We start from the raw sequence: 17,894 nt of genomic DNA, 5'->3' as shown, positions 1-17,894 counted from the left end.
CGCTGCAGTTTTCGCCGACGTCGCCGCCGCCCCGCCCCGCTTCTCGCGGGTAAGGCCATGCGGGGATCCAGTCAATCACAACTACGCCTAGCCTGGTGGCATGCGCAGCATGTGGAAGTGGCTCGGGCTGGCCGGTGCGGCCGGCGTCGTCGCCGGCGGCGTGCTGGTGGTCCGCGACCAACGCAAACGCCGGGCCTATACCGCCGACGAGGTCCGGGATCGTTTGCATCAGCGGCTGGCCGAATACGATGCGATTCAGCCGGGATCGGGCGAGGCCAGCACGGCGAACAACCGGTAGGTGCCGGAGAATCCCTTGAGCTCGACCTCGCGTCCGTCATCGAACCGGATCCCGTCGGAGCGCGAAAGCGCGTCTCGCACCGGCTGACTCACCAGGATCTCCCCGCCGGCGGCCTGGGCGGCGACCCGCGCCGCCATCGCGACGTTGCGGCCGAACAGGTCGTCACCGCGGCGCACCGAGCGGCCCATGTGGATCCCGATCCGGACCCGAATCTCCTCGTGCCGCTTGCGGTTTGCGTTCCGGCGCAACGCGCGCTGCAACTCGATGCCGCACCGCACCGCCTGCTCGGGCCGGGCGAAGGCGACCATGAATCCGTCGCCCTGGCTCTTCACCACGTGACCGGATTGGCGCCGCACCAGATCCGAGACCAGCTTGTCGTGCGAGCTGATCAGCTTGACCCAGGCCCGGTCGCCGATCCGCTCGTTGAGCGCGGTCGATTCCTCGATGTCGGTGAACAGGATCACCACCCGGCCGTCCGGGGTCACCCGGGCCAGGTCGGGCCGCTCCACCTCAGCCCAGTCCGCGAGCTCCTCGATCGAGCTGCGCACCGCCGCGCCGAAACCCTCCTTGCGCACGAGATTGGCGGTGTTCCATACCGTCTTGACCGCTTCCCGCCCGCCCGCGAGCAGCCAGTTGCGGGCGTCGGTGCGCTGACGCAGCTCGTCGAGTTCGGCGCGGCTGCGCACCAGCCGCCGCCACAGCACGGCCAGCGCGCCGGCCTCGACGGCGGCCAGCCCGGCCAGGATGTAGACCGTGACATGCAGCACGTCACCCATGCCGGTCATCCTGTCAGGCGGCGCCGCGGTCGGGCTGGCGCCCCTGCCGGGCTGTGTCTAGTGTTGAGTCCGCCGGCCGCGGGTAGTGAGTCTCAAGGGAGCCGATCGGGTGACTTTCGGGAGGAGCGGTCTTGGCCGACGATGACAGCCATCCATCCGACCTGCTGGTGATCTTCGGAATCACCGGGGACTTGGCGCGCAAGATGACGTTCCGCGCGCTCTACCGGCTGGAGCGCCGCGAGGAGCTCGAGCACCCGATCATCGGCGTGGCCAGCGACGACATCACCCTCGACCAGCTGCTGGACCGCGCCCGGGAGGCGATCAAGGCCACCGGTGAGACGTTCGACGACGCAGTGTTCGACCGCTTGGCGGGCCGGCTTTCCTACCTGTCGGGCGACGTCACCGACACCGGGCTCTACAGCGAGCTCGCCGAGAAGATCGGTGGCGATTCGCGTCCGCTGTACTACCTGGAGATGCCGCCGTCGTTGTTCGCGCCGATCGTGGAGAACCTGGCCAAGGCCGACCTACTGGAACGCGCCAGGGTGGCGGTGGAAAAGCCGTTCGGCCACGACCTGGAATCGGCGCGCGACCTCAACGCCCGGCTGCGCGCGGTGCTCGACGAAGACCAAATCCTGCGCGTAGACCACTTTTTGGGCAAACAGCCGGTCGAAGAACTGCAATACCTGCGGTTCGCCAACAACGCCCTGGCCAAGCTGTGGGACCGCGACAGCATCTCCGAAATCCACATCACCATGGCCGAGGACTTCGGCATCGAGGACCGCGGCAAGTTCTATGACGCGGTGGGGGCGGTGCGCGACGTCGTGCAAAACCATCTGCTGCAGGTGCTCGCGCTGGTCGCCATGGAACCCCCGGTCGGGGCCGGCGCCGACGACCTCAACGACAAGAAGGCCGAGGTGTTCCGGGCCATGCCGTCGCTGGACCCGGAGCACTGCGTGCGTGGCCAGTATCGTGGCTACACCGAAGTCCCCGGTGTGGCAAAGGATTCCACCACCGAGACCTACGTCGCGTTGAGGACCGAGATCGACAACTGGCGCTGGGCCGGGGTGCCGATCTTCCTGCGCGCCGGCAAGGCGTTGCCGCACAAGGTCACCGAGGTCCGGATGTTCCTGCATCACGTGCCCGGCTTCTCCTTCCTGCCCAACCGCCGCCCGCCCGAGCCCAACCAGATCGTGCTGCGCATCGACCCCGATCCCGGGATGCGCCTGCAGCTGTCCGCTCAGGTCGGCGACTCGTGGCACGACGTCCACCTGGACTCCTCGTTCGCGGTGGACCTCGGCGAACCGGTGCGGCCCTACGAACGGCTGCTCTACGCCGCGTTCAACGGCGACCGCCAGCTGTTTGCCCGCGAGGACGCCATCGAAGAGACCTGGCGGATCGTGCAGCCGGTGCTGGACAAGCCGAGCCGCATCCACCAATACGAGCAAGGCTCCTGGGGACCCGAGGCCGCGCAGGCGCTGGTGCACGGTCGCCACGCCTGGCAGCAACCGTGGCTGCCGCAGAGCACGTCCACGAAACGATAAGGAGGCTCGAAACACGATGCAGCTGGGGATGATCGGCCTGGGCCGGATGGGTGCCAACATCGTCCGCCGGGTGGTCAAGGGCGGACACGAATGCGTTGTCTACGACCACAATCCGGACGCGGTCAAGGCGATGGCGGGGGAGGAGAAGACGACCGCGGTCTCCTCGCTGCAAGAGCTCGCCGCGAAGCTGAGCGCCCCGCGGGTGGTGTGGGTGATGGTGCCGGCCGGGACGATCACCACCGGGGTGATCGAGGAGCTGGCCACCACGCTGGAGCCCGGCGACATCGTCATCGACGGCGGCAACTCCTACTACCGTGACGACATTCGTCACTCGAAGACGCTGTCGGAGAAGGGGATTCGGCTGCTGGACTGCGGCACCAGCGGTGGCGTCTGGGGTCGGGAACGCGGTTACTGCCTGATGATCGGCGGCGACGAGGAGGCGTTCGCGCACGCCGAGCCGATCTTCGCCACCGTCGCACCCGGGGTGGACGCCGCGCCGCGGACGCCGGGCCGCGACGGCGAGGTCACCCGGTCGGAGCAGGGGTATCTGCATTGCGGGCCGTCCGGCGCCGGGCACTTCGTGAAGATGGTGCACAACGGCATCGAGTACGGGATGATGGCCTCGCTCGCCGAGGGACTCAACGTGTTGCGCAACGCCGACATCGGCAAGCACGTGCAGGAAGGCGACGCCGAAACCGCGCCGCTGTCCAATCCCGAGTTCTACCAATACGATTTCGACATCCCCGAGGTCGCCGAGGTGTGGCGGCGCGGCAGCGTCATCGGATCCTGGCTGCTGGATCTCACGGCGATCGCGCTGCACGAATCACCGGAGCTCAAGGAGTTCTCCGGGCGGGTCTCCGACTCGGGGGAGGGCCGCTGGACGTCCATCGCCGCGATCGACGAGGGGGTCCCCACGCCGGTGCTGACCACCGCGCTGCAGTCCCGCTTCGCCTCCCGGCATCTCGATGACTTCGCCAACAAGACGCTCTCGGCGATGCGTAAGCAATTCGGCGGGCACGCCGAGAAGCCGGCCAACTAGCCGCGCGGATTTCTCAGCGGCGCTTGACGAACGCCACCACGGCGTCGCTGAACGCGTCGTTGTCGTCGCCGGCCGCGGTGTGCCCGGCGTTGGACAGCTCGACGAACTCCGCGCGCGGCACGGTGGCCAAAAAGTGCCGGACCCCCTCGGGGCTCACCACATCGGAGAGCTTGCCGCGGATCAGCAGGACCGGGATCGACAGGTTCTTGGCGGCCTGCTCGAAGCTTTCGGTGCGCAGTTCGGGATCGTCGCCGGGCTTGGTCATGAACGCCGGGTCCCAGTGCCAGCACCAGCGGCCGTCGCGCAGCCTCAGATTCTTCTTCAGCCCCTCGGGGCTGCGCGGCTTGCTGCGGTAGGGCAGATAGGCGGCGACGGCGTCGGCGGCCTGCTCCAGCGAGTCGAAGCCGTCCAGGCCGCTGATCATGAAGTCGCGGATGCGGGCGCTGCCGTCCTTCTCGAACCGGGGCACCACGTCCACCAGCACCAGGCGGGTCACCTTCGCCGGCCCGGCCCGGTGCGCGGCCAGGATGCCGGTCAGTCCGCCCATGCTCGCCCCGATGATCGTCACCGGCCGCCCGATCGCGTCCAGCACCCGCAGCACGTCGGCTGTCAGCGTCTCGATCTGGTAATCGGCCTGCGGCGAGCGATCGCTGTCGCCGTGCCCCCGGGAATCCAGTGCCACCACGTGCAGCCCCTCGTCGGCCAACGTCTGCCCGGTGTTCTTCCAGGAAAAACGGTTCTGGCCGCCGCCGTGCAGCATCAAGATGCTCGGCCGGCCGGCGCCGTCGGAGCCCCGATTCCATTCGTCGGCGACCAGGGTGATCCCGTCGACGCCGGCAAACTCCACCGTCTCGGGACTGCTGCTGACGGTACTCATGGGTCCTGACGTTACATAGGTGGCATAAGCACTCTTGCGCGGGCCGACGACGCGATGAGTTTCCACGGCCGCCGGGGTCTACCCCAGCACAACCAACCAGCCGGCGAGGAGGCCCGCGGACATGCCATCGATCACCCCGTCCTTGTGGTTTGACGACAACCTGGAGGAGGCGGCCACGTTCTACACCGCGGTGTTCCCGAACTCGCACATCGAGGGGTTCAACCGGACCACCGAGGCCGGCCCGGGCGAGCCCGGGACGGTGCTGTCGGGCAGCTTCGTGCTGGACGGCTCGCGGTTCATCGGGATCAACGGCGGCCCGCACTTCCGGTTTAGCGAGGCGGTGTCGTTCACGGTGCACTGCAAGGACCAGGACGAGGTCGACTACTACTGGGACCGGTTGAGCGACGGCGGCGAGGAATCCCAATGCGGCTGGCTCAAAGACCGCTTCGGCCTGAGCTGGCAAATCGTCCCCGACCGGCTCTTCGAACTGATCGGCGACCCCGATCGCAGCAGGGCGGCGGCGGCCACCCAGGCGATGTATGGCATGCGCAAGATCGTCATCGCCGAGCTGGAGCGGGCCGCGGCATCCTCGTAGCGAAACCCGCTGACGCAGTGACGGTTTGACTTCATACTTACTGCGGTCGGTGCGTCTCGACGACACACGGGTTAGGTTGGTCCGTGCGGACGCGCCGAGCAGGGAGTGAAGATGGCTGAACCAGGCTGGATCGACGTGACCGGCCCTGCGGGGGACCTGAAGGCGCTCACCTGGGGGCCGCCCGACGGCCCGCTCGCGTTGTGTCTGCACGGCTTCCCCGACACGCCGTACGGGTGGCGCAAGCTCGCTCCCCGGCTCGCCGACGCGGGGTGGCGGGTGGTCGCGCCCTTCATGCGCGGATACGCGCCGTCGGCGATCCCGTCCGACGGCAGCTACCACGTGGGTGCGCTGATGGACGACGCGCTGCGGGTGCGCGCGGCCGCCGGCGGTACCGAGAACGACGTGGTGATCGGCCACGACTGGGGGGCGATCGCGGCCACCGGCCTGGCCGCCATGCCCGACAGCCCGTTCGCCAAGGCGGTGCTCATGTCGGTGCCGCCCTCGGCGGCGTTCCGGCGGCGCGGCGGCAGCGCGGCCGAGCGGGGCCGGCTGGCCGCCCATCTGGCCCGCCAGGTGTTCCGCAGCTGGTACATCATGTACTTCCAATTGCCTTGGCTGCCTGAGCGTTCCGCTTCCTGGGTGCTGCCGCTGCTGTGGCGGCGCTGGTCGCCGGGCTACCGCGCCGAGGAGGATCTGCGGCACGTCGACGCCGCGATCGGGGCGCCGGAGAGCTGGCGGGCGGCGCTGGGCCCCTACCGCGCCACCATCCGCAACACCGCACCGCCGGCCCAGTACGCGACGTTGCACCGACTGTGGACCGAGGAGCCGGTGCTGCCGTGTTTGTACCTTCATGGCCGCGACGACGGTTGCATGACATCGGCTTTCGCTCACCAGGTGGAAAAGGTGCTGCCCCCCCGGCAGCGAAGTCGACATCGTCGAACATGCCGGGCACTTCCTGCAGCTCGAACAGCCCGACAAGGTCGCCGGCCTGGTGCTCGGGTTCATCGGCTCACCCGGCTGAATGACGGGCCACCGGATGGCGGCCGTCGATGCGCAGTTCTACTGGATGTCGGCCAAGATCCCCAACGACGAGTTCCTGCTGTACGCCTTCGACGGCGAGCCGGCCGATTACCCGGCTGCCGCCGATCAGCTGCGCCGGCGGGCCGACGCGGAGCCGGCGCTGAGCATCCGGGTGCGCGACCGCGGCCGGCTGCGCTACCCGCACTGGGTGCCCGCGGCCGTCGCCCCCGAGCAGGTGGTCCGCCACGAGTTGGCCGAGCACAGCTGGGACGGGTGCCTGGCCGCTGTCGCCGGGCTCGCCGACGACCAACTCGACCTTCGCCGGATGGCCTGGCGGCTGCACGTTTTCGGCCCGGTCGACGGCATTCCGGGGGTCCGCGGGCCGGGCACGGTCGCGGTGCTGCAGGTCGCGCACGCGCTGGCCGACGGCGCCCGCGCCGCGGCGTTGGCCGCCCGGCTTTTCGGCCGGGCCGCCCCGGTGCCCGAGGTGCCCGTCCCGCGGCCGGGCTGGTTGCCCTGGCGGGCCGCGGTGGCCGCGCGCACCCACCGCCAACTGGTGCGCGACACCCGTGCCGGGCGGCTGGCCCCCGGGGCGGGGCCGCGTCCGCTGCTGCCGACGAACGCCCGGCCCGCCGGTGTGCGTTCGCTGCGCACCCTGGTGCGGCACCGCGCGCAGCTGCCCGGTCCGACCGCCACGGTTGCGGTGCTGGGCGCGGTGGCGCAGGCGTTGTCCGATCTGCTTGGCGATCAAGCGGATTCGCTGGGCGCCGAGGTTCCGATGGCCAAACCCGGTGCACCGCAGGCGTACAACCACTTCGGCAACGTCGTGGTGGACCTGCATCCGAGGCTGGGGGCCCAGGCCCGCGCGGAGCGGATCGCGGCCGGCCTGGCCGCCGGGCGGCGCCGCTTCGGGCACCCGGCAACCCGGGCCGCCGACCGCGCATTCGCCGCGGTGCCGGCCGCGCTGTTGCGTTGGGGCGTAGACCAATTCGACGCCGACCAGCGTCCGTACCAGGTGGCCGGCAACACCGTGGTGTCCAGCGTCAATCGCGGGCCGGCCGATTTGAGCTTCGGCGGCGCGCGGGTGGTGCTGACGGCGGGCTATCCCGCGCTGTCGCCGGTGATGGGGCTGACGCACGGCGTGCACGGCATCGGGGACACCATCGCGATCAGCGTGCACGCGGCGGCGTCGGCGGTTCCCGACGTCGACGCCTACCTGGCGTTGCTCGACGCGGCGCTATGACTATTGCGCGTCACCGGATCTGGCGGCTTCCTGCCTGGTCAGGCCGACGGCGACGATGAGCTCTTCGTGCAGTTCGAACCACACCGTGTGGTAGGAGTCGATCAGCGGCCTGGTCAGCCACGCCGTGTCGCCGGCCCGCACCTTGCCCAGGGCCGCGGCCAGTTTCGCCGCGTAGCGGTTCAGCCGCGGCAGTTGGGCGGCCGCGGCCTCGATGACCGGCGTCACCCGCGCGTGCGCGTCGTCCAGGCGGGCCAACACGGCGGCGTCGTACTCGGCCTCGTCGTGGCGGTTGGGCGCGCCGTCCTTGAGCTGCCAGTCGGTCACCAGGCGCTTGAAATCGGCGTTGATCGCCCGAAAGTCGTCATAGACGGCGGCCATCGCGGCGGCATCGATGCCCCGGCGCTCCTCGGCGAGCAGCGCCGTGAGCCGGGCGCTGCCGGCCGGGGTGATCCGCAGGGTGGCGTCCCCGGTCACCAGGCCCGCCGCGCTCAGCCGCTCGACCGTGCCGGCGATTTCGTCGGGATCCGTGCCCAGGGTGGCGGCCAGGTCGGCTCGACTGACCCGGCCCTTGAGCCGAATCGCTTGCAGCACAGCCAGTTCGGTCACGGCGCGCCCTCGCGCAGCGCGGTCAGCATGACCAGCAGTGGGGTGGGCGAGACCACGTCGGTCTGCCCGGCGGCCAGGGCCGCGCGCACCGCACTCTCGGAGTCGTCGTCCAGCCGCGGATGGTCGCCGCCGGAATGGGCGCGCAGCGGGCTGATCCGCCGCGCGATCTCGGCCAGCTCGCGCAGCTCCGGGGTATCGTTCTCGGACCACGCGGACAGGGACAATTCGCCTTCGCGCACTTCGCCTTCGGCGCCGTCCACGGTGATCCGCCGGCCCGCCAGCATCGCGGCCACCCCGGCGCCGCAACCCACCACGGCCACCCGGCCCAGTTCCCGGCTGACCACCGCCGCATGGCTGGCCGCGCCGCCCACCTCGGTGACGATGCCCCGCGCGGCCAGCATGCCCGACACGTCTTCGGGCCGGGTGTGGTCGCGCACCAGGATCACCGGTTCGCCCCGCTCGGCGGCGTGCAGCGCCTCGTCGACGTCGGCGTAGGCCGTGCCGGATACCACGCCGGGGCAGGCAGGTAGGCCCTTGGCCAGAAGTGGTGCCGCCAAACGTATTTCGGGTTGCAGAGCGGGCATCAGCAGCGGCCGCACGTGCGCCGGGGTGACCCGCCGCAGCGTCTCGGCCTCGTCGATCAGCCCCTCCCGTCGCAGCTGCAGCGCCGAGCGCACCGCCGCCTGCGCCGAGCGTTCGGCCGCCCTGGTCTGCAGCAACCACAGGGCGCCGTCCTCGACGGTGAACTCGATCTCCTGGACGTCACGGTCCAACCGCTCCAGCGTCCGGGCGGCGGCCATCAGCTGGTCGTAGACGGCCGGCTGCTCGTCGCGCAGCGCGGCGATCGGTTCCACGTCGACCGATCCCGACACCACGTCGTCGCCCTGGCCCCCGGGCAGCCACTCGCCGAACGGCTCGTCGTCCCCGGTGATCGGATTGCGCGAAAAGAACGCTCCCGCACCGGAATTGGGGCCGTGATTGCCGAACACCATGGCCTGCACGACGACGGCGGTGCCGTGCCGGTCGGCGAAACCGTAATGGGCGCGGTAGGCGCGGGCGCGCGGGGAGTTCCACGACGCGAACACGGCCTCGATGCCGGCGCGCAACTGCGTGTACGGGTCGGACGGCACCGGCCGCTCGACACCCACGATGCGCCGGTACATCTCGCGGAACCGCCGGTGGGTGTCGCGGGCGAACGCCGGGCCGTGCTCGGCGGCCAGCGCCTGCTCCACGGAGTCGTTGATGCCGAGGTTCAACAGGGTGTCCATCATCCCGGGCATCGACTGGGTGGCCCCCGAGCGCACGCTGACCAGCAGCGGGCGCGGGCCCCGCCCGAACGTGCGCGAGGTCTGCGCCTGCAGCCAGCCGATCCGGTCCAGCACGTCGTCCCAGACGGCGTCCATCGTCGCCGCGGGGTCGGCCAGATACCGCAGGCCCACCGCGGTGGTGAGGCAGAACGCGGGCGGCACCGGCAGGTGGTGGCGGCGCATCACCTCGATGCCGTGGCCCTTGTTGCCCAGCAGCTCGCGGGGGTGACTCGATGTGCCGTCCAGCAACACCACGGACTGCTCGGTCGGCGCGGCGTCCCGGTCGCGTGACGCGTTGCGGTGGGCGCCGCTACCTGGTGCGGTGCGAGCCGTGGTGCACCCCCTTCGTGGTGTCGCTGCTGATTCGGGCAACCCCGGAACGCCCGCTATGTTCCCACACGGGCCGGCGGGTGGACTCAGCCGCGCGGCGGTCCTGTCCTCCCCGGCGGCCGATGATCTAGGTTTGCACCTATGACTCCCTACGACGTCGGGTTACTGATCCTGCGGCTGGTGTTGGGCGTGACGTTGGCCGCGCATGGCTACAACAAGTTCTTCGGCGGTGGCCGTATCCCGGGCACCGCCCGGTGGTTCGAGAGCATAGGCATGAAGCCGGGCAAGTTCCACGCCACCGTGGCGGCAAGCACGGAAATGGCCGCCGGTCTGGGCCTGGCCGCCGGGTTGCTCACCCCGATCCCGGCGGCGGGCTTCGTCTCGCTGATGCTGGTCGCGGCGTGGACGGTGCACCGCCCCAACGGCTTCTTCATCGTCAAGGAGGGCTGGGAATACAACCTGGTGCTGGCGGCCAGCGCGGTGGTGGTGGCCACCCTGGGCGCCGGCCGGCTCAGCCTGGATTGGCTGGTCTTCGGCAAGAACTGGATGGACGGCTGGAACGGCCTGCTGATCTCGCTGCTGCTCGGCCTGGCCGGGGCCATCGGCCAGCTGGTGATCTTCTACCGGCCGCCCGCCAAGCAAGCCGGGTAGCCCCGGCGCGCACCGGTCCAGCGTCGACTTGTTGCGCCGACACGCCGGGTGATCGCGCAACTAGTCCACGCTCGAGGGCGCGGCCGGGGCCTCGGCCGCGCCCGGGTGTCGCCGCGTTGCCCGAGGTTGCCGGGCGTGTTCCTAGAACGCGTTCTAGTCTTTGACACCATGGGATTTCTGAAGCCCGAGCTGCCGCAGCTCGACATGGCCGAATGGAGCAAGGGCACCCGTAGCGACAAGATCCGCCCGATGGCCAAGCACTGGGCCGAGGTGGGCTTCGGCACCCCGGTCGCCCTGCACCTGTTCTACGTCGTCAAAATCCTGCTCTACATCCTGGGCGGGTGGCTGTTCGCCTCGGCCACCCGGGGTCTCGGCGGCTTCACCCACGTCGCGTCGTGGTGGTCGGAGCCGATCGTCTTCGAAAAGGTCGTGCTCTACACGATGCTGTTCGAGGTGATCGGGCTGGGCTGCGGCTTCGGCCCGCTGAACAACCGCTTCTTCCCGCCGATGGGCTCGATTCTGTACTGGATGCGCTTCGGCACCATCCGGCTGCCACCGTGGCCGGACCGGGTCCCGTTCACCGCCGGCACCAAACGCAAGCCGGTCGACGTCGCGCTGTATGCGCTGTTTCTGCTGCTGACGCTGGCCGCGCTGTTCGCCGACGGCACCGGGCCCGTGCCCGAGCTGGGCACCACGATCGGCCTGCTGCCCGCCTGGAAGATCGTGCTGATCCTGCTGGTGCTGGCGGTGCTGGGGCTGCGCGACAAGGTGATCTTCCTGGCCGCCCGCGGCGAGGTCTACGCCAGCATGGCGGTGACGTTCCTGTTCGGGGCGCCCGACATGATCGTCGGGTCCAAGGTGGTCTTCCTGGTGATCTGGATGGGCGCGGCGACATCCAAACTCAACAAACACTTTCCGTTCGTGATCTCCACGATGATGTCCAACAACCCGCTGGTGCGCCCGCGCTGGCTGAAGCGGAGGTTCTTCGAGAAGTTCCCCGACGATCTGCGGCCCGGCCGGCTGTCACGCTGGATCGCGCATCTGAGCACCGCGATCGAGATGCTGGTGCCGCTGCCGCTGTTCTTCTGTCACGGCGGCTGGCCGGTCACCGTGGCCGCGGTGGTGATGGTGTGCTTCCACCTGGGGATCCTGGTCTCGATTCCGATGGGCGTGCCGCTGGAATGGAACGTGCTCATGATCTTCGGGGTGCTGTCGTTGTTTGTGGCGCACACCGGGATCGGGCTCGGCGACCTTCGGTACCCCGTGGTGGTGGCCGTCCTGTTCGTCGTCATTGCGGGAATCGTGGTGTTGGGCAACATGTTTCCGCGCAAGATCTCGTTTCTGCCCGGGATGCGCTACTACGCCGGCAACTGGGACACCACGCTGTGGTGTATCAAACCGTCGGCCAGCGAGAAGATCAGCCGCGGCATCGTCGCCATCGCCAGCATGCCCCAGGCCCAGCTGGAGCGGTTCTACGGCAGCCCGGAGGCGGCGCAGATTCCGCTCTACATGGGATATGCGTTCCGCGGCTTCAACACTCACGGCCGGGCGCTGTTCACGCTGGCGCACCGGGCGATGGCGGGCCAGAACGAGGACGACTACGTCATCACCGACGGCGAGCGGATCTGCAGCACCGCCATCGGCTGGAACTTCGGCGACGGCCACATGCACAACGAGCAGCTGATCGCCGCGCTGCAGGAGCGCTGCCACTTCGAGCCGGGCGAGGTGCGGGTGGTGCTGCTCGACGCGCAGCCCATTCACAAGCAGACGCAGGCCTACCGGCTGGTCGACGCGGCCACCGGTGAGTTCGAGCGCGGCATCGTGCGGGTCGCCGACATGGTCGTGCGGCAACCCTGGGACGACGACGTCCCCGTGCAGGTGGTGTCGGACGACGCGCCGAGCGTCACGCCAGCGTGACGCCGAAGCCCGAGCGTCACGCTGGCGTGACGCTCGGGCTCGGCGGCTCAGACCCCGGCCCGAACCTCGTGGGCCGCGGCGACCATGTTCTTCAGCGACGCGCTCACCTCGTCGGGGTTGCGGGTCTTGAGCCCGCAGTCGGGGTTGACCCACAACCGTTCGGCCGGCACCGCCCGCAGCGCCGCGCGCAACGACTCGGCGATCTCGGCGGTGCTCGGCACCCGCGGCGAGTGGATGTCGTAGACACCCGGCCCGACGCTGTTGGAGAAGCCGACCGCGTTCAGGTCGTCGAGCACCTCCATGTGCGAGCGGGCGGCCTCCAGGGAGGTCACGTCGGCGTCCAGGTCGGCGATCGCCCCGATCACCTCACCGAACTCCGAGTAGCACAGATGGGTGTGGATCTGGGTCGAGTCGGCGACCCCGGAGGTGGCCAGCCGGAAAGCGCCTACGGCCCAACGCAAATACTCCTCCTGATCGGCCCGGCGCAGCGGCAACAGCTCGCGCAGCGCCGGCTCGTCGACCTGGATGACCGCGATGCCCGCCGCCTGCAGGTCCACCGTCTCGTCGCGGATGGCCAGAGCCACCTGGTTGGCGGTGTCGGCCAGCGGCTGGTCGTCGCGGACGAACGACCACGCCAGGATCGTCACCGGCCCGGTGAGCATGCCCTTCACCGGCTTGTCGGTCAGCGACTGCGCGTAGGTGATCCACTCGACGGTCATCGGGTGGGTGCGCACCACATCGCCGTACAGGATCGGCGGCCGCACGCAGCGGCTGCCGTAGGACTGCACCCAGCCGTTCTGCGTGGCGAAGAAGCCCTCCAACTGCTCGGCGAAGTACTGCACCATGTCGTTGCGCTCCGGCTCGCCGTGCACCAACACGTCGAGGCCGAGCTGCTCCTGCAACGTGATGACGTCGGCGATCTCCTTTTTCATCCGCCTCTCGTACTCGGCCTGGTCGATCTCGCCGGACCGTAATGCCGCACGCGCCTTGCGGATTGCCGAGGTCTGCGGGTAGGAGCCGATGGTCGTGGTGGGCAGCGGGGGCAGGTGCAGCCGGGCGTCCTGGCTGGCGCGGCGCTGGGCCGGGTCGCCGCGGTGCGAACCCGACGCGACGATCGAGTCGATGCGGGCCCGGACGCGGTCGTTGTGCAGGCGGGGGTCGCTCTTGCGGGAGGCGACGGCCGCGTTGGACGCCGCGATCTCGTCGGCGACGGCCTCGCGCCCGTCGCGCAGGGCACGCGCCAGCGTCACCACCTCGGCGACCTTCTCCCGCCCGAACGCCAGCCAGCTGCGCAGCGCGTCGTCCAGGTCGGTCTCCGGCTCCAGCGAGTAGGGCACGTGCAGCGTGGAGCACGACGTCGAAACCGCAACGCGCGCTGCCGAACCCAGCAGCGTGGTCAGCTTGTCCAGCGCCGCCGCCAGGTCGGTGCGCCACACGTTGCGGCCGTCGACCACGCCGGCCACCACGGTTTTGCCGGCCAGCTCGGGCACGGCGGCGACGGCGGTGTCGGGGCCGTACACCAGGTCGACGCCGATCGCCTCGACAGGCGTGCGGGCCAGCCCGGCCAGCGACGCCCCCGGGTCACCGAAGTAGGTGGCGACGTAGATGGCCGGCCGGTTGCTCGCCGAGCCCAGCTTGTTGTAGACCGCCTCGGCCAGGGCGGGCGCGTCGGCGCACATGTCGGTCACCAGCGCCGGCTCGTCGAGCTGCACCCACTGCGCCCCGTTGTCGGCGAGCAGCGACAGCAGCTCGGCGTAGATCGGCACCAACTCCTCGAGCCGCTCGATGGGGGCGCCCGCCCCGTCGACGCCCTTGCTGAGCAGCAGGAAGGTGATCGGCCCGATGACCACAGGCCGGGCCGGAATACCTTGTGCCAGAGCTTCTTTCAGATCCGAAAGCACCTTGTCGGGGTTCAGCGCGAACTTGGTGGTGGGCGCGATCTCGGGGACGATGTAGTGGTAGTTGGTGTCGAACCACTTGGTCATCTCCAGCGGTGCGACGTCGGAGTTGCCGCGGGCGGCGGCGAAGTAGCGATCCAGGTCGTCGGACACCTGCCGGGCCCGCTCCGGCAGCGCGTCGAGCATCACCGCGGTGTCGAGCATCTGGTCGTAATAGGAGAAGGTGTTCACCGGCACCGAGTCCAGGCCGGCGGCCGCCAGGCCCGCCCAGGTGTCGCGGCGCAGCGTCGCGGCCACCTTTTCGAGCTCGGCGCGACCGGTGCGGCCGGCCCAGTAGCCCTCGGTGGCGCGCTTGAGTTCGCGCTTCGGGCCGATGCGCGGCGATCCGACAACCGTTGCGGTGAATGCTTGAGGGGTCACGATATTCGTCCTTCAATCGGCGTGGTGGTCACCGCCCGCGGACGTGCAGCCGACCCGTCGGCGGTGGGTACCCGGTACCGACCGCAACGGCTGCAGCCAAACGCCCATTCCACGAGGCGATGAGCCGCCGGACGCGGCGCGCCCGGCACAGCTGGCAGGTCTCCGGACTCGCAGGCGCGCACCGGATGGTGCGTGCCCGGCCGACGATGCGGTCCCGAAGGGCCGCCGAGGAGCCGGGCAGTTCCTAGTGGCCGTCGCTTCCCAGTCTTGCGACCAGTGCTGGTGACGGCGGTCGTTCCTGCATACCGTTGCGGGACAGTCCCGGATTCTCACCGGGTTCCCTCTTACGAAGCGTTACTAACGTTGCTTCGCTCGATGCTCACGGCGCGGTTGCGACGCGAGCAGACCAGCTGCGTAGCGCAGCTTACCGCGCCGCCGGGCGGGCTCAGCCGGCCAGTGCGACGGCGATCGGCACGTCACCGTTGTTGAAGTCGATGGTGCGCCGGATCGTCGAGTCGTCGGCGAGGGCGGCGGCGGCGACGCTTGCGACGTCGGCGCGCGAGACCTCGCCCTTGCCGCGCCCGACGGCGATGCGGCCGGTGGGCGGGTCCAGGGTGAGCCGGCCCGGCCCCAGGATCGTCCAGTCCAGGTCGCTGGCCCGCAGGTGGGCGTCGGCCGCGGCCTTGGACTCCGCGTAGGGAAAGAACGGATCGTCTTGGGGCACACCATGATCGGGGCCGGCGCCAAAGTAGGACACCATCACGAACCGTTTCACTCCCGACCGGGCGGCGGCGTCGACCACCCGGATCGCCGCGTCGCGGTCGACGGCATACGTGCGGGCCGGGTTGCCGCCGCCGGCCCCCGCGGAGAAGACCACGGCGTCGTGCCCGGCCAGCAGGCCGGCCAGCGCGTCGGTGTCCAGCCTCTCGATGTCGGCCACCACCGGCTTGGCGCCGGTGGCGGCGACGTCGTCGGCGTGATCGGGATTGCGGAACAGCGAAGTCACCGCGTCGCCGCGCTGCGTCAGGATGGCGGACAGCTGCAACGCGACCTTGCCGTGGCCGCCGACGATCACGCCTCGTGCCATGACAGCCGACGCTACGCCGGCCCGGTCAGAGCTTCACGCGGCCCATGATGATGTCGATGATCGGCTTGCCCGGCGGGTAGGCGCCGGTCAGCGACGCCATGGTGTGGCCGTAGTCGACCAGCAGCGTGATCCCGTTGATGCCGAAGGCGGCGGCGCTGTTGAGGAACGCCATCACGTCGCCCATCTGTTCGGGCGTGTGCACCTTGGACCCGGTCTCGTCGCGGTAGTCCTGGGCGAAGGTGAGCCACAGGTCGGCGTTGGCCTGGGCCAGCGGGGTGTCGGTGGGACCGGGGCAGATCGCGTTGATCCGGATGCCCTTCTTCAGCAGCGGATAGCCCTGGGTTGCCACGTAGGCGTTGACGACCTTCTTGGAGAAGCCGTAGTGGATGATGCCTTCCGGCTCGTGTGCCTTGACCCATTCCTGCGCCGTCGCGAAGTCCGGGGTGGCCAGGAACTCGTTCAGCAGGTCCAGGTCGTTCTCCCACCCCATGCCCGCGACCGAGGAGATGAAGCAGATCGCCGAGCCCGACGGCAGCTGGTTGCGTTCCAGCAGCCGCTCGATCAGGTAGCGGTGTCCGAGGAAGTTGATCGCCATCAGGTCGGTGGTGCCCTCGGCGATGCCGGCGGCCGAGAACACCGCGTGCACCGGGCCGTCGAGCTGCTCGAGCGCGGCGTCGATGGACGCGGGATCGCGCAGGTCGACCTGGATGGACTTGGCGACGTCGTAGGTCACCGGGGCGTAGTCCAGCACGATGACCTCGGCGCCCAGCTCGGCCGCGGATTTGGCCGCCGCGGCGCCCATGCCGGTCGCGCCACCGACCACCAGCGCGCGCTTGCCGTCGTAGCGCAGCCGATCGACAATCGTCATGGAAATCCCCTTCTCGTTAATCGCTAACCCGATTCTAATTGCCCAACTGTATGGGGAACGGTTATTTGGTTTCAATACCTAGATATCGACCGAGTTGTCGACCTAGTTGTCGACGGCGGCGCCGCGGACCGCCACGCCACGCAAAACGGTGTCGCGGACATGCAGCAGAGCTGGGCGTTTGCCGATCTCGGCGAGGATGTTCTCCGGTATCCACTGCAGGGCGATCAGGCAGCGCGCCAGCATCGCGGTGGACGGCGCGGCGATGGCGATCTCACCCGTCCGGAGCCCTTCGGAGAGCAGCGATTTCATCTGCCGCAGGCGGGTGGCGTAGGACCAGCCCGGGTTGGCCGTCGGGGGAGAGAGCCGCATCCAGGCGAGCTGGATCCGGAATTCGTCGGAGAACTGGTCCAGCGCGTTGACGTTGACCCAGCTCAACGCGTCCAGCTTCTCGGTGGGTGTGGCGTCGGAGCGCAGCACGCTGACCCATCCCGCCTCCACCTTCTTGCCGAAGGAGCGCATGATCGAGTCCAGCAGCTCGTCCTTGGACCCGATCACCCGATACACCGTTCCGGTGCCCAGGCCGGCCGCCGCCGCGATGTCCCTGATGGTGGTGACTTCATAACCGCGGCGGCCGAATTCGGCGCGTGCCACCGCGCGCACCAGCGCCGCTTTGTCACCGGGATCGGCGTCGCTGTCGTCGGACCAGGTTTCGATCACCTCGTTGGCGGCGACGAAGGCCTTCGACCGGTCCAGCGCGGCGTCGCTGGGCGGCCGGCTTGCCAAGCCCTGCAAGATGATTCGGCACAGCAGTTCGGCGACCTGGTCGGCGGATGCGGTGTGCCGCATGACGTCGAGACCGACCTGCAGCATGGTTTGGCAGATGCGGTCGGCCAGCGTGGGCAGGTCGATGTCGGGTTTGATGTAGCCGCTCCACCGGCCGGCGCGCAGCGTCTGCAGCATCGCCTCCTGGATGGCCACCGGCCGCTGCCGGGTCAGCTTGGTCAGCTCCGGGTCGGTGCCCGGCCCCTCGTAGAACGACATCTGCAGGGCGGCGCGGTGCTCGACGGCGCAGTTGGCGATCGCCGAGCCGAGCTCGATGATCTGCTCCGGGACCGGACGCGAGTCGGGTTCGTCCAACCTGGCCTGGGCGGTCCGGCCGATCCGCTCCAGATCGTCTTGGTAGCGGCGGATCAGCTCGACGAGGATGGCCTCTTTGGACTCGAAGTGGTGATAGAGGCTGCCGGGAAGGATGCCGGCGGCATCGGCGATCTCCTGCAACGACGTTCGCAGGCCCGAGGACGCGATCAGGGACGCGGCGGTGGCCAGGATCTCGGCCCGGCGCGTCGGGGAATCGGCGGTGCTGCCGGTTCGGAGCGACTCGGCTTTCGCCATGGTCAGCGGTGTGCAGATCCGGACGACTG

General features: G+C 69.6%; 15 protein-coding genes, 1 pseudogene and 1 riboswitch. Of the genes and pseudogenes, 8 read left to right on the top strand and 8 right to left on the bottom strand.

The genetic code is table 11. From position 1 onward, the window contains the following. Positions 1–100: 100 nt before the first annotated feature. Positions 101–298, top strand: coding sequence for a hypothetical protein (locus MAA44156_RS15035; RefSeq protein WP_009975398.1), 198 nt, complete (start codon positions 101–103; stop codon positions 296–298). On the opposite strand, the gene MAA44156_RS15030 is transcribed toward MAA44156_RS15035, so the two are convergent. Then, positions 256–1,083 (bottom strand): adenylate/guanylate cyclase domain-containing protein, encoded by an 828-nt coding sequence (locus tag MAA44156_RS15030; RefSeq protein ID WP_009975399.1) that lies wholly within the window; start codon positions 1,081–1,083, stop codon positions 256–258. The two genes, MAA44156_RS15035 and MAA44156_RS15030, sit on opposite strands and share 43 nt — an antisense overlap. A gap of 122 nt (positions 1,084–1,205) precedes the next feature. Here MAA44156_RS15030 and MAA44156_RS15025 point away from each other — a divergent pair, with 122 nt between their 5' ends. Together MAA44156_RS15025 and gnd are read left to right on the top strand one after the other, a co-directional pair. Continuing rightward, positions 1,206–2,615, top strand: coding sequence for a glucose-6-phosphate dehydrogenase (locus MAA44156_RS15025; protein ID WP_009975401.1), 1,410 nt, complete (start codon positions 1,206–1,208; stop codon positions 2,613–2,615). 16 nt (positions 2,616–2,631) lie between these two features. Then, a complete protein-coding gene (gene gnd, locus MAA44156_RS15020) occupies positions 2,632–3,654 on the top strand; it encodes a phosphogluconate dehydrogenase (NAD(+)-dependent, decarboxylating) (protein WP_009975403.1) in 1,023 nt (340 codons plus the stop codon). Between the two features lie 13 nt (positions 3,655–3,667). Here gnd and MAA44156_RS15015 read toward each other — a convergent pair whose 3' ends face one another. After that, positions 3,668–4,531: an alpha/beta fold hydrolase gene (locus tag MAA44156_RS15015; protein WP_009975405.1), complete on the bottom strand. Its 864-nt coding sequence runs from the start codon at positions 4,529–4,531 to the stop codon at positions 3,668–3,670. Between the two features lie 121 nt (positions 4,532–4,652). On the opposite strand from MAA44156_RS15015, the gene MAA44156_RS15010 reads away from it, so the two are divergent. From MAA44156_RS15010 to MAA44156_RS15000, 3 genes and pseudogenes are all read left to right on the top strand, one after another. After that, positions 4,653–5,126: a VOC family protein gene (locus tag MAA44156_RS15010; protein ID WP_009975406.1), complete on the top strand. Its 474-nt coding sequence runs from the start codon at positions 4,653–4,655 to the stop codon at positions 5,124–5,126. 111 nt (positions 5,127–5,237) lie between these two features. After that, positions 5,238–6,147: pseudogene (locus MAA44156_RS15005) on the top strand (alpha/beta fold hydrolase). Next, positions 6,148–7,389 carry a WS/DGAT domain-containing protein gene (locus MAA44156_RS15000; protein WP_065370749.1) on the top strand — a complete coding sequence of 414 codons (1,242 nt, stop codon included), beginning with the start codon at positions 6,148–6,150 and terminating at the stop codon, positions 7,387–7,389. Here the strand turns inward: MAA44156_RS15000 and MAA44156_RS14995 are convergent, their stop codons facing one another. Beyond that, positions 7,390–7,995, bottom strand: coding sequence for a hypothetical protein (locus MAA44156_RS14995; protein WP_009975413.1), 606 nt, complete (start codon positions 7,993–7,995; stop codon positions 7,390–7,392). After that, positions 7,992–9,557 (bottom strand): pyruvate, phosphate dikinase, encoded by a 1,566-nt coding sequence (locus MAA44156_RS14990; RefSeq protein ID WP_009975414.1) that lies wholly within the window; start codon positions 9,555–9,557, stop codon positions 7,992–7,994. Before MAA44156_RS14990 ends, MAA44156_RS14995 begins: the two co-directional genes overlap by 4 nt. Before the next feature lie 216 nt (positions 9,558–9,773). Here MAA44156_RS14990 and MAA44156_RS14985 point away from each other — a divergent pair, with 216 nt between their 5' ends. Together MAA44156_RS14985 and MAA44156_RS14980 are read left to right on the top strand one after the other, a co-directional pair. Then, a complete protein-coding gene (locus MAA44156_RS14985) occupies positions 9,774–10,283 on the top strand; it encodes a DoxX family protein (protein ID WP_009975416.1) in 510 nt (169 codons plus the stop codon). 168 nt (positions 10,284–10,451) lie between these two features. Further along, on the top strand, positions 10,452–12,200 hold the full coding sequence (locus MAA44156_RS14980; protein WP_009975417.1) for a DUF3556 domain-containing protein: 1,749 nt from the start codon (positions 10,452–10,454) through the stop codon (positions 12,198–12,200). 47 nt (positions 12,201–12,247) lie between these two features. Here MAA44156_RS14980 and metE read toward each other — a convergent pair whose 3' ends face one another. The 4 genes from metE to MAA44156_RS14960 all read right to left on the bottom strand — a co-directional run bounded on the left by metE (position 12,248) and on the right by MAA44156_RS14960 (position 17,865). Next, entirely contained in the window at positions 12,248–14,518 is a 2,271-nt protein-coding gene (gene metE / locus MAA44156_RS14975) for a 5-methyltetrahydropteroyltriglutamate--homocysteine S-methyltransferase (RefSeq protein ID WP_009975418.1), read from the bottom strand. Positions 14,519–14,672: 154 nt separating this feature from the next. Then, positions 14,673–14,890: riboswitch (cobalamin riboswitch) on the bottom strand. Between the two features lie 73 nt (positions 14,891–14,963). Then, a complete protein-coding gene (locus MAA44156_RS14970; RefSeq protein ID WP_031351540.1) occupies positions 14,964–15,605 on the bottom strand; it encodes an SDR family oxidoreductase in 642 nt (213 codons plus the stop codon). A gap of 25 nt (positions 15,606–15,630) precedes the next feature. Beyond that, positions 15,631–16,473 (bottom strand): SDR family oxidoreductase, encoded by an 843-nt coding sequence (locus MAA44156_RS14965; protein ID WP_009975421.1) that lies wholly within the window; start codon positions 16,471–16,473, stop codon positions 15,631–15,633. Between the two features lie 102 nt (positions 16,474–16,575). Further along, on the bottom strand, positions 16,576–17,865 hold the full coding sequence (locus MAA44156_RS14960) for a TetR/AcrR family transcriptional regulator (RefSeq protein ID WP_009975422.1): 1,290 nt from the start codon (positions 17,863–17,865) through the stop codon (positions 16,576–16,578). Between the last annotated feature and the right edge of the window lie 29 nt (positions 17,866–17,894).

The organism is Mycobacterium avium subsp. avium, from assembly GCF_009741445.1.
GTDB lineage: Bacteria > Actinomycetota > Actinomycetes > Mycobacteriales > Mycobacteriaceae > Mycobacterium > Mycobacterium avium.
This window is presented reverse-complemented; position numbering and strand designations above follow the sequence as displayed.

Excerpts from the sequence above, each read along its gene's own strand:
- MAA44156_RS15010 (WP_009975406.1), top strand. The coding sequence starts at position 4,653 with ATGCCATCGATCACCCCGTCCTTGTGGTTTGACGACAACCTGGAGGAG.
- MAA44156_RS14960 (WP_009975422.1), bottom strand. The coding sequence starts at position 17,865 with ATGGCGAAAGCCGAGTCGCTCCGAACCGGCAGCACCGCCGATTCCCCG.
- MAA44156_RS14965 (WP_009975421.1), bottom strand. The coding sequence starts at position 16,473 with ATGACGATTGTCGATCGGCTGCGCTACGACGGCAAGCGCGCGCTGGTG.
- MAA44156_RS15000 (WP_065370749.1), top strand. The coding sequence starts at position 6,148 with ATGACGGGCCACCGGATGGCGGCCGTCGATGCGCAGTTCTACTGGATG.
- MAA44156_RS15015 (WP_009975405.1), bottom strand. The coding sequence starts at position 4,531 with ATGAGTACCGTCAGCAGCAGTCCCGAGACGGTGGAGTTTGCCGGCGTC.
- MAA44156_RS14970 (WP_031351540.1), bottom strand. The coding sequence starts at position 15,605 with ATGGCACGAGGCGTGATCGTCGGCGGCCACGGCAAGGTCGCGTTGCAG.
- gnd (WP_009975403.1), top strand. The coding sequence starts at position 2,632 with ATGCAGCTGGGGATGATCGGCCTGGGCCGGATGGGTGCCAACATCGTC.
- MAA44156_RS14985 (WP_009975416.1), top strand. The coding sequence starts at position 9,774 with ATGACTCCCTACGACGTCGGGTTACTGATCCTGCGGCTGGTGTTGGGC.
- MAA44156_RS14980 (WP_009975417.1), top strand. The coding sequence starts at position 10,452 with ATGGGATTTCTGAAGCCCGAGCTGCCGCAGCTCGACATGGCCGAATGG.
- MAA44156_RS15030 (WP_009975399.1), bottom strand. The coding sequence starts at position 1,083 with ATGACCGGCATGGGTGACGTGCTGCATGTCACGGTCTACATCCTGGCC.
- MAA44156_RS15035 (WP_009975398.1), top strand. The coding sequence starts at position 101 with ATGCGCAGCATGTGGAAGTGGCTCGGGCTGGCCGGTGCGGCCGGCGTC.